The organism is Microbacterium sp. 01T413_2, from assembly GCF_056398985.1.
Genome location: NZ_JBFTQL010000024.1, coordinates 33936 through 47842 on the forward strand (window position 1 = coordinate 33936; position 13907 = coordinate 47842).

The following is a 13907-nucleotide window of genomic DNA, read 5'->3' on the forward strand; positions in this document are numbered from 1 at the left end:
TCTAAAAGGTGCGACCGCCCGGGCCGCGCGTGTGCAGCAGGCGCAGAACGACGAAGCGGGGCCGGTGGCGAACCACCGACCCCGCTCCAGAATTGCGGCGGGTGCTTACTTCTCCCAGCCGACGTTCTCGACGGGACCGACCCGGTAGAGGTCGAGGCCCACGTAGGTCTCGGGGGTCAGGTTCGCGAGGCCCTTCTTTGCGACCTGGATCGAGGGACCGTTGTAGAGCGGGATGACGCCCCAGGTCTCCTTGATGATCTCCGGCTCGAGCTTCATCGCAGCCTTGGTCCACGACTCGGTGGTGGTCTGCGACTCGACGTCGCCCTTGATCTTCTTGTCGATCTCAGCCGTGCCGGTGCTCGACAGGTTCAGGTTGCTGTCAGAGCAGTACATCTGGCAGAACCAGGCCGGGCCGAACGGGTCGGAGTCGGTGAACCGGAGGCCGAGGGCGTCCCAGTTCTTCGTGGCGACGTCGTTCGAGAAGTTCGACGGCGCACGCGTGTCGATCTTCAGGTCGATGCCGACAGCCTTCTCCTGCTGCTGCAGCGCCTTGGCGAGAGCGGCCTGGACGGGGCTGTCGCTGAACACCGGGTAGGTGACGGTCAGCTTGACGCCGTCCTTCTCCCGCACGCCGTCCGAACCGGCCTTCCAGCCGGCGTCGTCGAGCAGCTTCTTAGCGGCGGCCGTGTCGAACTTCAGGCCGGCAGCCTTGAACGAGTCGTCGTAGCCCTTCTGGAAGGGGTAGAGGATCAGCGAGCCGGCTGCCGGCTCGGTGTAGTCCAGACCGTTCCAGGCGATCTTCTTCTGCTGGTCGATGTTGATCGCCATGAAGAAGGCCTGACGTACCTTCGGGTCCTTCAGCTGCGGCTTGGATCCGTCGAGCTGGATCACCGTCTTGGCCGTCTGCTGGGCGCGGTAGATGACGGCGTCCTTGACGTCCTTCACCTGCTTGATCGCGTCTGCCGAGGCGGTCTCGACCTGGTCGATCTCGCCGTTCTTGAAGGCGTTCAGCGAGGCAGCGCGGTCCATGCCCGAGAAGGTGACCTTGTCGAGCATGGGCTTGTCACCCCACCACTTGTCGTTCGGCTCGAGGGTGACCTTCTGGCCGTTCACGTCGAAGTTGGTGATCTTGTACGGGCCGGCGCCCCACTCGGGGTGCGCGTTGCCGTTGTACGCGTCGTTGTACAGCTCCGGCGTGTTCACCTTGGGGTTCAGGATGCCGGTGAGGAACGGCATGGCCGGCCAGGCGAACTCGCGATTGAACGTCACGATGACGTCCTTGTCGGTGTCGCCCTTCGTGACGGACTCGATGTCCTTGTAGCCGTCGGTGGCGCTCGCCTTGAAGTCGGGGTTCGACCCGTTGTTGTCCTTCCACGTCGTCTCGAAGGCGGTCCAGTCGATCGGAGAGCCGTCGTTCCAGACCGCCTTCTCGTTGATCTTCATGGTGACGACCGTCTTGCCGTCCTTGACGGACGTGTCCCACTTGTCGAGGTAGGCGGGGTTGGCCTTGACGGTGCCGTCCGGATCCATCAGGAACACCTGCGGGGTGTACCAGGCGGCCAGGCGCGAGGTGTCGGCCGTGCCGTCACCGTTCATGAAGTTCATCTGCGCCGGAACTTCGCTGATCCAGAAGTGCGCCTCTCCACCCTGCTTGAGGTTCTCGCGCGGCTGCGGGTTGTAGTCCGCGGTCTTGGTCTCGGCGGGCTTGTCGGTGCTTCCGCCGGTGGATCCTCCGGTCGCCGAGCAACCGCTGATGGCGATTGCCAGCGCCCCGCTGAGGGCGACGACGCCCCACAGCTTGTGCTGCCTTTTCATGGTTCTCCTTCGATGCCTTTCGGCTATTTGGGGACAAGGGACAGTTAACCGGCGTGAACCGAAGCTCCCCGGTATATCGAGACAAACCGTTACCGTTTCGAGTTCAACGGCTGCCGTTCGGTCACCGCCAGTGGCAGGCGTTCACGTGCGACTCCGGACCGTGCAGCTCGGGGACCACGGTCTCGCACCGGGTGCGCTGATTCTCCGGGAGCATCTTGTACAGCGGGCAGCGCGAGGTGAAGGAGCAGCCGTCGCGGCGGTCCGCCGGACTCGGCAGATCGCCCTGCAGGACGATGCGCTCGCGGGTGCGCTCAATGTCGGGATCGGGGACGGGGATGGCCGACAGCAGCGCCTGGGTGTACGGGTGCTGTGGATCGTCGAAGATCTCGTCCACGTCGCCGTGCTCGACGAACTCGCCGAGGTACATGACTCCGACGCGGTCGGCGATGTGCCGCACCACAGAGAGGTCATGCGCAACGAAGAGGTAGGAGAGCCCCAGCTTGACCTTGAGCTCGTCGAGCAGGTTGATCACACCGGCCTGGATCGAGACGTCCAGCGCCGAGACGGGCTCGTCGAGGACGACGATCTTGGGGTTGGTCGCGAGCGCGCGGGCGATGCCGATGCGCTGACGCTGACCACCGGAGAACGCGCCGGGGAACCGGCTCGCGTGCGCCGGGTCGAGGCCCACGAGGTCCATGAGCTCGTCCACCCTGAGGTCGGCTTCGGCTCGTGGCACGCCGATCGCGCGCAGTGGCTCGGCGATCACGTCCGCGACGGTGAGGCGCGGGTCGAGCGCTCCCATCGGATCCTGGAAGACGATCTGCAGATCGCGTCGGATGGTCCGCTCCGCCTTGCCGCCGTGCAGCTCCGACACCTTGGTGCCGGCGATCGTGATCTCGCCATCGGTCTGCTTCACCAGGTCCATGATCTGGAGCAGGGTCGTGGTCTTGCCGCAGCCGGACTCGCCGACGATCGCCATCGTCTCGCCCTCGCGGATGTCGAAGGTCAGTCCCTTGACGGCGTGGACCTCGCCGACCTTGCGCTTGAGGAAGGCGCCCCGGGTGAGCGGGAACGTCTTCTGCATGTTGCGGACGTCGAGGGTGACCGGTCGCTCTTCTCGCGGGATGCGATCGAGGGCGCTGGTGGGGAGCTCCGGGACCGGATACACCGGCACCCCGCCGATGAGGCCGTTCTCGATCTCGTCGGCGCGCACGCATGCGACCCGGTGTTCGCCGCCTTCGCTCGTCTTGATCGCCCGCAGCTCGGGTTCCCTGGTGCGGCAGGCCTCGGTGGCTATGGGGCAGCGCGCCACGAACGGGCACTCGTCGGGGAGGTTGATCAGTAGCGGCGGGTTGCCCTTGATCGGCACCAGCGGCTGCTTCTGGGCCTTGTCCACGCGCGGGATCGCGCCGAGCAGGCCGATCGAGTACGGCATCCGGGTTTCGTGGAACAGCTCGCGCACAGGAGCCTGCTCCACGGGCTTGCCGGCGTACATCACTAGCACGTCGTCGGCGGTCTTGGCGACCACGCCCATGTCGTGCGTGATCATGATGACCGCGGCCCCGGTCTCGCGCTGCGCCGTGGCGATCAGGTCGAGGATCTGGGCCTGGATCGTCACGTCGAGGGCCGTGGTGGGCTCGTCGGCGATGATCAGCTTCGGGTTGTTGGCCATCGCGATCGCGATCACCACGCGCTGGCGCATGCCGCCGGAGAACTCGTGCGGGAACGACTTCAGTCGCCGTTCCGGGCTCGGAATGCCGACGAGCCGGAGCAGCTCGACCGCTCGCGCGGTCGCGTCCGCGTGCGACATGCTGCGGTGCACGGTGAGTGCCTCGATGAGCTGGTCGCCGACGGTGAACACCGGGGTGAGCGAGGTGAGCGGATCCTGGAAGATCATCGCGATGCCGTTGCCGCGCAGTGCCGAGAGTTCCTTGTCGCTCTTTCCGACGAGCTCGATGCCGTCGAACATGATCGACCCGCCGACCTTCGCGTTCTCATCGAGCAGACCCATGATCGCGAGCGAGGTGACCGACTTGCCGGAGCCGGACTCGCCCACGATGCTGAGCGTCCGCCCCGGCTCGAGGTCGAACGAGACACCGCGGACGGCGTCGACACGGCCGGATTCGGAGGCGAAGCTGACGTTCAGATCGCGGACGGAGAGAAGAGGAGCGGTCATGCGCGGCCTCCCGCCGCCGAGGTGGGGTCGAGGGCGTCGCGGAGGCCGTCGGCGACGAGCGCCATGGAGACGGTCAGCAGCGTCAGCGCGAGGGCGGGGAAGTAGAACGTCCACGGGGCGCTGGCGAGGGAGTTCGCTCCGATGCCGATGAGGGATCCGAGCGAGACGTCGGGGATCTTGACGCCGAAGCCGATGAAGGACAGGCCGGTCTCAGTGATGACCGCGCCGACGACGCCGAGCGTGAAGTTGATCACCAGGAGCGAGCCGATGTTCGGCAGCAGGTGGCGCAGCACGATCTTCATGCCGGGGACGCCCATGTAGCGCGCGGCGTGCACGTACTCGCGCTCACGCAGTGACAGCGCCATCGTCCAGATCACGCGGGCGGGGAAGAACCAGCTGATGAAGATCATCGCGGCCGAGATCACGCGCCAGTCCCCGCCGGCGTTCGAGGAGACCAGGGCCAGGATGAGGAACGTCGGCACGACCATGAGGAAGTGGATGATCAGCAGGATGATGCGCTCGGTCGTGCCGCCGAAGTAGGCGGCTGCCGTGCCGACGATCGCGGAGATCACCGTGGTACCGATCGAGACCGTGAGTGCGATCATCAGCGACCGCTGCAGGCCCACGGCGGTCTGCGCGAACAGGTCCCCGCCGTCCGCGGCGGTGCCGAACCAGTGCGTGCCGTCCGGCGGAGTGCCGAGCGCCAGGAAGTCGAGTTCGCTGAAGCTGAAGTGCGCGATCAGAGGGCCGAACACCGCGAACAACGCGAGGAAGGCGAAGATGAACACGCCCGCGACCGCGGGACGGTTTCGCACGAAGCGGCGGTAGTAGAGCCGGAAGGTGCCGATGCGCTTGCGCGGGATCCGCGCGGCGGTGGTGTCGGGCCCGACGGGGGGCTGGACGGTCTGGGAAGTCATGTCAGCTCACCCTCACTCGCGGATCGAGGACCACCACGGCGATGTCGGCGAGGATGGCGCCGATCGCCGTGAGCACGGCGCTGAAGGCGGCGATCGCCACCACGCCGTGGACATCGTTGGTGCCGATGGTCTGCACGAAGTACCGGCCCATGCCGTTCCACGCGAAGATCGTCTCGGTCAGCACCGCACCGGTGAACACGGTGGGGATGCTGAAGGCCAGCTGGGTCGCGACGGGGATCAGCGACGTGCGCAGCGCGTGCTTGCGGATCGCTTGCGGCTTCGTCAGGCCCTTTGCCCGCGCGGTGCGCACGTAGTCGGCTTTGATGTTGTCCAGCAGCAGGGAGCGCTGCAGGAAGTGGTAGCTGGAGTAGCCGATGAACACCAGCGCGATGGTCGGAAGGATCAGATGCTGCAGGGTGTCGATCAGCACCGGGAAGAACCCCGTCACCCCGTCGCTGCGCGCCCCCGTGACGTAGAACAACCGGAAGCCGAGCGCGTCGTTGATCGCGATCGCGATGATCACGATTCCGAGCGCCGCGACGATGATCGGGATGTTCATGGTGACGATGGAGATGCCCTGCCAGACACGGTCCGCGACCTTGTACTGCCGAGAGGCGGTGTACACGCCGATGGCGATGCCGAGCACCGCCGTGATGATCGTCGCGCCGAGCACGAGTTCGCCGGAGACCCACATGCGATACGCGATCTGGTCGTTCACGGACTGTCCGACCGGGCTCACTCCCCAGTTCCAATGCAGGACGATGTCGGTGAACCAGTGCCACCAGCGCTCCAGCAGCGGCACGGTGTCACTGAGGTTGCGAGGTTCGAGGAGGCGGTTGATCTGGTCTTCGCTCAGCGGAGGGCGACGGCCGACGTAGTTGCTGCGCGGATCGAGGAAGGCCCACGCGAGGAAGTACGTGACATTGGTCGCCACCACGATCATGAGGAGCCAGCCGAGAGCCCGGCGCAGCAAGTACTTGATCAAGATGGTTTCTCTCTCTGGTCACAGGCGCAGCGCGGGATCTCCGACGCAGCGCTGGGTCGATGCCATATCAACACGACCCGAAACCGGTGACGCGGTGCTCCGGCCCGCGCAGCGCGAGACGGAGTGTTGCTGCCGCTGACACCCGGTTCCGGGGAGCGGCAACCTCGCGAGACTATCATCGGCCGGGCGTGATGCCGTATATCGGGCTCGCCTGCCGCGGAACCCGCCCGCGGGGAGCGGCCGCCTCCGCGGGCATCCGGCACTCCCGTAGAATCGTAGGGATACCCGTTTCGCCCGGGTCAGCCCGATCCGCCCGCCGGACCCCGCATCGTTCAGGACCCCATGTCACCTCGCGCACTCACTCCGCTGCAGCCGGCCGCCACGCCTCCGCAGCAGATCCGCAACTTCTGCATCATCGCCCACATCGATCACGGCAAGTCGACGCTGGCCGACCGGATGCTCCAGATCACCGGCGTGGTCTCCGACCGCGACATGCGCGCGCAGTATCTGGACCGCATGGACATCGAGCGCGAGCGCGGCATCACGATCAAGAGCCAGGCCGTGCGCATGCCCTGGCAGGTCGACGGCGAGACCGTCGCGCTGAACATGATCGACACTCCGGGGCACGTCGACTTCACCTACGAGGTCTCCCGCTCGCTCGCCGCGTGCGAAGGCGCGATCCTCCTCGTCGACGCCGCGCAGGGCATCGAGGCCCAGACACTCGCGAACCTGTACCTCGCGCTCGAGAACGATCTCACGATCATCCCGGTGCTGAACAAGATCGATCTGCCCGCCGCCGAGCCCGAGAAGTATGCCAAGGAGCTCGCCGATCTCATCGGCGGCCGCCCCGAGGATGTGCTGAGGGTCTCCGGCAAGACCGGCGTCGGCGTGGAGGAGCTCCTGGACCGTCTCGTGCAGCAGATCCCGGCGCCGTCCGGCGATGCGGACGCCCCGGCGCGCGCGATGATCTTCGACTCGGTCTACGACTCCTACCGCGGCGTGGTCACCTACGTGCGGATGGTGGACGGCAAGCTGTCGCCGCGCGAGCGCATCCAGATGATGTCCACGGGAGCCAACCACGAGCTCCTGGAGATCGGCGTCTCCAGCCCAGAGCCGGTGCCCTCCAAGGGCCTCGGCGTCGGTGAGGTGGGTTACCTGATCACCGGCGTGAAGGACGTGCGCCAGTCGAAGGTCGGCGACACGATCACCAACGCCCGCAAGCCCGCGACCGAGGCGCTGGCCGGATACACCGACCCGAAGCCCATGGTGTTCAGCGGCATCTACCCGATCGATGGCAGCGACTACGCGGAGCTGCGTGAGGCCCTCGACAAGCTCAAGCTCTCCGACGCGTCGCTGCAGTACGAGCCGGAGACCTCGGTCGCACTCGGCTTCGGGTTCCGCTGCGGCTTCCTCGGCCTGCTGCATCTGGAGATCATCACGGAGCGGCTGTCCCGCGAGTTCGGCCTCGACCTCATCACGACCGCACCGAGCGTGATCTACGAGGTGCTCACCTCCGACACCGGCGAGACGGTCACCGTCACCAACCCCAGCGAGTACCCCGACGGGCGGATCGGATCCGTCTCCGAGCCGATGGTGAAGACGGCCATCCTGCTGCCCAAGGATTACGTCGGCACCGTGATGGAACTCTGCCAGTCCCGCCGCGGCACCCTGCTGGGCATGGAGTACTTCTCCGAGGAGCGCGTCGAGCTGCGCTACAACATGCCGCTCGGCGAGATCGTGTTCGACTTCTTCGACCAGCTGAAGTCCAAGACGCAGGGCTACGCCTCGCTCGACTACGAGCCCTCGGGATCCCAGGAGTCCGACCTGGTCAAGGTCGACATCCTGCTGCAGGGCGAGAAGGTCGATGCGTTCAGCTCGATCGTGCACCGCGACAAGGCCTACGCCTACGGGACGATGATGGCCGAGCGGTTGCGCAAGCTGATCCCGCGTCAGCAGTTCGAGGTGCCGATCCAAGCTGCGATCGGCGCACGCATCATCGCCCGCGAGACCATCCGCGCCATCCGCAAGGACGTGCTCGCCAAGTGCTACGGCGGTGACATCACCCGTAAGCGCAAGCTCCTCGAGAAGCAGAAGGAGGGCAAGAAGCGGATGAAGATGGTCGGCCGCGTCGAAGTCCCCCAGGAGGCGTTCATCGCCGCGCTCTCGGGAGATGTCGAGGGCAAGGACAAGAAGTAGGCTGCGCGCGATGCACCCCACCCTTGGGAGAACCTGGGTGGGGCGCCGGGGCCAGCAAGTAGGGTGGTTGTCATGCGTCGCGGGACATTCCGAGAAGGAACGGTGGACTATGCCGCCGTGGGGGCAACCCACGCGCCCGACCTGATGCAGTATCCGCCGGAGCGGAGCATTCCCGCCGAGGAGTCGTGGCGGCTGGGCAGTGGCGAAGAGCGGTTCCGCACCGCCGGCGACGCCCTGCTGTCCTGGACGGCGCAACGTGCGGCGGGTCTTCAGCTCACGGATGTGCGTCCGGCATCGAGCCCCGGGTACGCCGGGGTCAGCTTCGACGCCGAGGGCGCCCCGATCGCCCCGAGCCGTACCGAGGTGGAGCCGCGTTACGACGAGGACGGCACGCCGTGGGTGGGCCCCGGCATGACTCTCAAGCTGCACGGACGGGTGTCGGGCATGCGTGCGGACGCCGAGCTGCGGGTGATCTCGGTGACGGAGCAGACCCACCGGATCGGGTTCGTGCTGGGCACGGTCGCCGGATCCGTGGTGAGCGGCGAGGAGTCGTTCGACATCGAGTGGAACGACGCCGACGAGGTGTGGTTCACGGTGCGCGCCTTCGACCGACCGAACAGCTTTCTGTACCGCAGCTTCCCGTATCTGGTGAAGCGCCGCCGTCGCGAGCTGTTCGCTCGGTACCTGCGGGCGATCTCCCCGCTGTACGCGACGCCCCTCTGATGGGGTCTCTGCTGACGGGGAGGACGGCCTGATGGCCGGCCCCCTGCCGCTCGGGGATCCGGCTCCCGCGGATGGCCGCCTGCCGGATGATCTGCCGATCGATCCTGACGCGCCGTTCTCCGCGTATTTGCACGTGCCGTTCTGCCGGGTGCGCTGCGGCTACTGCGACTTCAACACGTACACGGCGTCCGAGCTGCGCGGTGCGCGGCAGGACACGTACGCCGACACCCTGATCCAGGAGATCTCCCTCGCCCGCGACGTGCTGGCCGAGCGCGGTCCGCTCCGCCCGCTGAGCACGGTGTTCTTCGGCGGCGGGACGCCCACGCTGCTGCCGGCGGGCGACCTCGGCCGCATGCTCGGCGCCGTGGTCGGCGCGTTCGGCATCGCCGCCGATGCCGAAGTGACCGTGGAGGCCAACCCCGACACGGTGACCCCTGAGGTGGCCGAGGAGCTCGCGGCCGCCGGTGTCACCCGGATGTCGATCGGGATGCAGTCCGCCGTGCCGCACGTGCTCGCGGCGCTCGACCGCACGCACCGGCCGGAGAACGTGCGCACCGCGGTCGACGCGGCCCGCGCCGCAGGGCTCGCGGTCAGCTTGGACCTCATCTACGGGGCACCGGGGGAGTCGCTGGAGGATTGGCGTTCCTCGCTGACGACCGCAATCGCCCTGGATCCGGATCACATCTCCGCGTACGCGCTGATCATCGAGGACGGCACGAAACTCGCCCGTCAGATCCGGCGCGGCGAGGTTCCCGCTCCCGACGACGACCTGCAGGCCGACATGTACGAGCTCGCCGACAGCCTGTTGAGCGAGGCCGGGTTCGACTGGTACGAGGTGAGCAACTGGGCCCGTCGGCCTTCGACCGAGGTCGGTCGCAGTGCCGCGGATCAGCGCTCCCGGCACAACATGGCGTACTGGCGCGGCACGGACTGGTGGGGCTTCGGGCCCGGGGCGCACAGCCACGTCGCCGGCCTGCGGTGGTGGAACGTGAAGCACCCTGCCGCGTACGCGCAGCGGCTCGCGGTGGGGGAGTCACCGGCAGCGGGCACGGAGCGGCCCGATGCAGATGCCGCCCTGCTGGAGCGGATCCTGCTGCGCTCGCGCATGGCGGAGGGCATGCCGCTGGACGCCATCGCGGCCGACGCCCGCACCAGGGTCGCGGGGCTCATCGCCGACGGCCTCGTCGAAGCCGGTCCCGCACTGCGCGGCACCCTCGTGCTCACGCTGCGCGGACGGCTGCTCGCCGACGCCGTGGTGCGCGCGCTGACGGATTGATCCGGCGCAGGCCGTTCACTGGTCGCGAAATGCGCTCATTCGCCGCAGCGAACCGCAATTCGCGACCAGTGAGCGGAGGCGGACGACGCTCAGCCCCTGGGTGCCGGCAGCAGATCCAGCACCGTCTGCCTTCGCTGCGGGCCGATGACGGGCCCTTCGCCTGCGCCATCGAACAGCGCCGCGGTGCGCTGCATGTCGAACGCCGGCCATCCCGGATCGCCGTCGCGGATGAAGCGCACCCAGGCGTCGTGCATCGCGCTGGCCAGGGCCTGCGGGGGCGCGGTGCCCGCGATCTTGGCGCTCTCGGGATCGCGGAGCCGGTCGAACACGAACCCGATCTCCAGGGCATGCGCGGCGCGCAGGTCACGCACCGGACTCGGCCACGAGAACTCGTACACGAACGTCTGCGCGGTGCGGGCGCGCGCGACCCGGGCGGCCGGCGCGCGCAGCAACAGGTCTGTGGCGAGCTGGCCGAACACCTCCCCGGTGCTACCTCCAGGATGGTCGGCACGTACGGCCCTGGCGGCTGCGGCCGGGATCCGCAGGGCGAGCCGCGCGAGCAGGAGCTTCGACGGCCGGATTGCGGCCAGCGCCTCCGGCGGGAACCACAGACGGTACTCGTCGGTGTTGGTGCCGATCAACAGCGGCACATCGACGTCGGCGAGCGCCTCGTGCGGTGATCGCGGCAGCGAATCGGGATCCAGCACGAGCTGGAAGCCGGGGGCACCGCCGAGCGGGGAGGATCCGGCGGACTGCGCGCGCCGTGCCTCGAGCAGGGCATCCGGAGTGAGAGACGTGAATGCCTCGCGCGTCGCCGCGACGCCGAGGCGCTTCGCGAGCTGCTGGGTCACGCGTCCGCCGCGCTCCGGCGTCTGCGCCTCCAGCGGTCCGGACTGCACGATCGCGCCGCGCACCAACGCGCGGGTGTCGGGCCGGGAGAGCAACGCTGCCACGAGCGCGCCGCCCGCGGATTCGCCCATGAGCGTGATCCGATTCGGGTCGCCGCCGAACGCCGCGATCTCGTCGCGCACCCAGTGCAGGGCCGCCGCAACGTCCTGCAGCCCCAGGTTGCGGGGCGCCCCCTCGAGCACCGAGAAGCCCTCGGACCCCAGCCGGTAGCCGACGCTGACGAACACCACCCCGTCGCGGGCGAACGCCGTGCCGTCGTACATCGACAGTGCCGCCGTGCCGCGCTCGAGTGCGCCGCCGTGGATCCACAGCACGACAGGGGCCGAGTTCGCGTCGGCCGGAGCCCAGACGTTCGCCGTGAGGATGCCGTCGCCGTCGATGCGGACGCTGCCGAGGATCTCCGCGGTCGCCCCTGCATACGGCAGTTGCGGGGCCGTCGGACCGAATGTCTCGGCGTCGCGAGGTGCAGACCAGGGTTCCACCGGTTGCGGGGTCCGGAAGCGGAGTTCGCCGAAAGGGGGCGCCGCGTACGGCACGCCGAGGTAGCGATCGATACCGACGTCACGTCGGCCGAGCAGGTCGCCGGAGGAGATCCTGGTGCGCACGACGTCCTGACCCATGGCCACATCCTAAGAGTGTCGTATCCTCGGTCCGCTCCCGGCCCGGCAGGATAGGATTGGCACTCAGGTCGCACGAGTGCCAACGGTGAGGAGGAGTGATGGTCTCAGAACGCGGACTCCAGGTGCTCCGTGCCATCGTCGAGGACTACGTGGAGACGAACGAGCCGGTCGGCAGCAAGTCGATCGTGGAGCGGCACGCGTTCGGCGTGTCCGCGGCCACGATCCGCAACGACATGGCCCAGCTCGAGGACGAGGACCTCATCGCGGCGCCGCACACCTCTTCCGGGCGCGTGCCGACCGACAAGGGATACCGTGTCTTCGTCGACCACCTCGCGCAGGTGCGACCGCTCTCTTCGGCACAGCGCAACGCGATCACGGCCTTCCTCGCGGATCCTGCCGACCTCGATGACCTCATGGTTCGCACGGTGCGCGTGCTCACACGCCTCACCGGCCAGGTCGCGCTGGCGCAGTATCCGTCTTTCGCTCGTGCGCACGTCACGCACGTCGAGCTCGTCGCCCTCGGCCCCAGCCGGCTGCTGATCGTGCTGGTCACCGACGCCGGCGGTGTGTCGCAGCGGATCGTGCCGCTGCCGGTCGAGCTCGACGAGCCAGAGCTCGGCGTGCTCCGCGCGGTCATCACCGAGCTGTTGACCGGCCGTTCGGTGCGCCGCGGTGCCGAGCGCGTGGAGGCGGCGGCGGAGACCTCGTACGGCCCTCGGATCGACGCGGCCCTTGGTGCGCTGCTGCGCGCCGTTGCCGAGGAGCTCGCGGAGTTCCGGCAGGAGCGCCTGGTCATGGCGGGGGCGGCGACCCTGGCCCGCCGGGAGCACGACTTCCGCGGCAGCATCCATCCGCTCCTCGAGGCCATCGAGGAGCAGGTGACGCTGCTGCGCCTCATGAGCGAGATGCACGTCGACGAGCACGGACTCGCGGCGAGCATCGGCACGGAGAACGCCGCGTTCGGCCTCGGCGAGGCCTCGATCGTGGCGAGCGATTACCTGACGCATGGCGGTACCGCGCGCGTGGGCGTGATGGGGCCGACCCGCATGGACTATCCGAGCAACCTCGCGGCGGCGCGGGCCGTGGCCCGCTACCTGTCGCAGCTGCTCGAAGAGGATGAGACCGGCCGTTGATCGGCCGCACGAACACGCATGCCGCCGACGGCGGCCCGGAAAGGCGATGGTGACGGATCACTACGAGGTTCTCGGCGTCTCGCGCGATGCGAGCGAGGACGAGATCAAGAAGGCGTATCGACGGCTCGCGCGTCAGCTGCACCCCGACGTGAACCCCAGTGAGGATGCGGCGGAGCGGTTCAAGCTCGTCACGCACGCCTATGACGTGCTGAGCGACGCCGACTCGCGGCGCCGCTACGACATGGGCGGCGACCAGAACGGCAACGGCGGTTTCGGTGGGTTCGGTGGCTTCGGCGACATCTTCGAGACCTTCTTCGGGGGCGGAGGGGCGCGCGCGGCCCGGCCGCGTTCGCGCCGGGAGCGGGGCCAGGACGCGCTGGTGCGGGTCACGCTCGAGCTCGGCGACGTCGTGTTCGGTGTGCACCGCGACATCGACGTGGACACCGCCGTGCTGTGCGAGACGTGCCAGGGCTCCTGCTGCCAGGAGGGCACCTCACCGGTCACCTGCGACATCTGCGGCGGATCCGGACACGTGCAGCAGCAGGTGCGCAGCCTGCTCGGCAACGTCATCACGACCGCGCCGTGCGGCTCCTGCGAGGGCTTCGGCACGACGATCCCGTTCCCGTGCCAGACCTGCAACGGTCAGGGACGGGTGCGTTCGCGCCGTACCGTCGGCCTCGACATCCCCGCCGGCGTCGAGACCGGCCTGCGCCTGCAGCTGCCCGGATCCGGCGAGGTAGGCCGCGCGGGCGGCCCGAACGGCGACCTGTACGTCGAGGTCACGGTCTCCCCGCACGCCCGCTTCAGCCGCGACGGCGATGACCTCCTCGCCACGCTCGAGGTGGCCATGAGCGACGCGATCCTCGGGACCACCACGACCATCGAGTCGCTGGACGGACCCGTGGATCTGGAGATCCGCCAGGGTCTGCAGTCGGGGGACGTCCTGACGATCAAGGGCCGCGGCGTCACGCCGCTGCGCGGAACCCAGCGCGGCGACCTGCGCGTCGGCGTACAGGTGCTGACCCCGACCAAGCTCGACCATAAGGAGCGCCAGCTCATCGAGGACTTCGCCAAGCGCACCAAGGCACCGGCGCCGAAGCTGGCCGAGTTCCACCAGGGGCTGTTCTCCAAACTGCGCGACCGCTTCCGGGGCTGAC

General features: G+C 68.3%; 10 protein-coding genes. 5 read left to right on the top strand and 5 right to left on the bottom strand.

Features of this window, described 5'->3' with window-relative positions:
• Nucleotides 1-105 precede the first annotated feature (105 nt).
• The 4 genes from AC1DMN_RS13260 to AC1DMN_RS13275 all read right to left on the bottom strand — a co-directional run bounded on the left by AC1DMN_RS13260 (nt 106) and on the right by AC1DMN_RS13275 (nt 5893).
• Nucleotides 106-1815, bottom strand: a complete 1710-nt coding sequence (locus AC1DMN_RS13260; protein ID WP_440731572.1) for an ABC transporter family substrate-binding protein — start codon at nt 1813-1815, stop codon at nt 106-108.
• A gap of 121 nt (nt 1816-1936) precedes the next feature.
• Complete coding sequence (locus AC1DMN_RS13265; RefSeq protein ID WP_477229199.1) at nt 1937-3991, bottom strand: ABC transporter ATP-binding protein; 2055 nt, start codon at nt 3989-3991, stop codon at nt 1937-1939.
• Nucleotides 3988-4908: an ABC transporter permease gene (locus tag AC1DMN_RS13270; RefSeq protein WP_477229198.1), complete on the bottom strand. Its 921-nt coding sequence runs from the start codon at nt 4906-4908 to the stop codon at nt 3988-3990. Before AC1DMN_RS13270 ends, AC1DMN_RS13265 begins: the two co-directional genes overlap by 4 nt.
• 1 nt (nt 4909) lies before the next feature.
• Nucleotides 4910-5893: an ABC transporter permease gene (locus AC1DMN_RS13275; RefSeq protein ID WP_440731575.1), complete on the bottom strand. Its 984-nt coding sequence runs from the start codon at nt 5891-5893 to the stop codon at nt 4910-4912.
• Between the two features lie 342 nt (nt 5894-6235).
• Between AC1DMN_RS13275 and lepA the strand changes: the two genes are divergently transcribed.
• The 3 genes from lepA to hemW all read left to right on the top strand — a co-directional run bounded on the left by lepA (nt 6236) and on the right by hemW (nt 10088).
• Nucleotides 6236-8089, top strand: a complete 1854-nt coding sequence (lepA, locus tag AC1DMN_RS13280; RefSeq protein WP_440731576.1) for a translation elongation factor 4 — start codon at nt 6236-6238, stop codon at nt 8087-8089.
• Between the two features lie 72 nt (nt 8090-8161).
• Nucleotides 8162-8812, top strand: coding sequence for a DUF1990 family protein (locus AC1DMN_RS13285; protein WP_440731577.1), 651 nt, complete (start codon nt 8162-8164; stop codon nt 8810-8812).
• 31 nt (nt 8813-8843) lie between these two features.
• Complete coding sequence (gene hemW, locus AC1DMN_RS13290) at nt 8844-10088, top strand: radical SAM family heme chaperone HemW (RefSeq protein ID WP_477229197.1); 1245 nt, start codon at nt 8844-8846, stop codon at nt 10086-10088.
• An 89-nt stretch (nt 10089-10177) separates the two neighbouring features.
• Here the strand turns inward: hemW and AC1DMN_RS13295 are convergent, their stop codons facing one another.
• The gene (locus AC1DMN_RS13295; protein WP_477229196.1) at nt 10178-11617 is read right to left on the bottom strand and encodes a carboxylesterase/lipase family protein; all 1440 of its coding nucleotides are present in this window, start codon (nt 11615-11617) and stop codon (nt 10178-10180) included.
• 98 nt (nt 11618-11715) lie between these two features.
• On the opposite strand from AC1DMN_RS13295, the gene hrcA reads away from it, so the two are divergent.
• Together hrcA and dnaJ are read left to right on the top strand one after the other, a co-directional pair.
• Nucleotides 11716-12750: a heat-inducible transcriptional repressor HrcA gene (gene hrcA, locus AC1DMN_RS13300; RefSeq protein ID WP_441975771.1), complete on the top strand. Its 1035-nt coding sequence runs from the start codon at nt 11716-11718 to the stop codon at nt 12748-12750.
• 49 nt (nt 12751-12799) lie between these two features.
• Nucleotides 12800-13906 carry a molecular chaperone DnaJ gene (gene dnaJ, locus AC1DMN_RS13305; RefSeq protein ID WP_477229338.1) on the top strand — a complete coding sequence of 369 codons (1107 nt, stop codon included), beginning with the start codon at nt 12800-12802 and terminating at the stop codon, nt 13904-13906.
• The last annotated feature ends 1 nt before the right edge of the window (nt 13907 follow it).

Excerpts from the sequence above, each read along its gene's own strand:
- AC1DMN_RS13260 (WP_440731572.1), bottom strand. The coding sequence starts at position 1,815 with ATGAAAAGGCAGCACAAGCTGTGGGGCGTCGTCGCCCTCAGCGGGGCG.
- AC1DMN_RS13265 (WP_477229199.1), bottom strand. The coding sequence starts at position 3,991 with ATGACCGCTCCTCTTCTCTCCGTCCGCGATCTGAACGTCAGCTTCGCC.
- AC1DMN_RS13270 (WP_477229198.1), bottom strand. The coding sequence starts at position 4,908 with ATGACTTCCCAGACCGTCCAGCCCCCCGTCGGGCCCGACACCACCGCC.
- lepA (WP_440731576.1), top strand. The coding sequence starts at position 6,236 with ATGTCACCTCGCGCACTCACTCCGCTGCAGCCGGCCGCCACGCCTCCG.
- AC1DMN_RS13285 (WP_440731577.1), top strand. The coding sequence starts at position 8,162 with ATGCGTCGCGGGACATTCCGAGAAGGAACGGTGGACTATGCCGCCGTG.
- hemW (WP_477229197.1), top strand. The coding sequence starts at position 8,844 with ATGGCCGGCCCCCTGCCGCTCGGGGATCCGGCTCCCGCGGATGGCCGC.
- AC1DMN_RS13295 (WP_477229196.1), bottom strand. The coding sequence starts at position 11,617 with ATGGGTCAGGACGTCGTGCGCACCAGGATCTCCTCCGGCGACCTGCTC.
- hrcA (WP_441975771.1), top strand. The coding sequence starts at position 11,716 with ATGGTCTCAGAACGCGGACTCCAGGTGCTCCGTGCCATCGTCGAGGAC.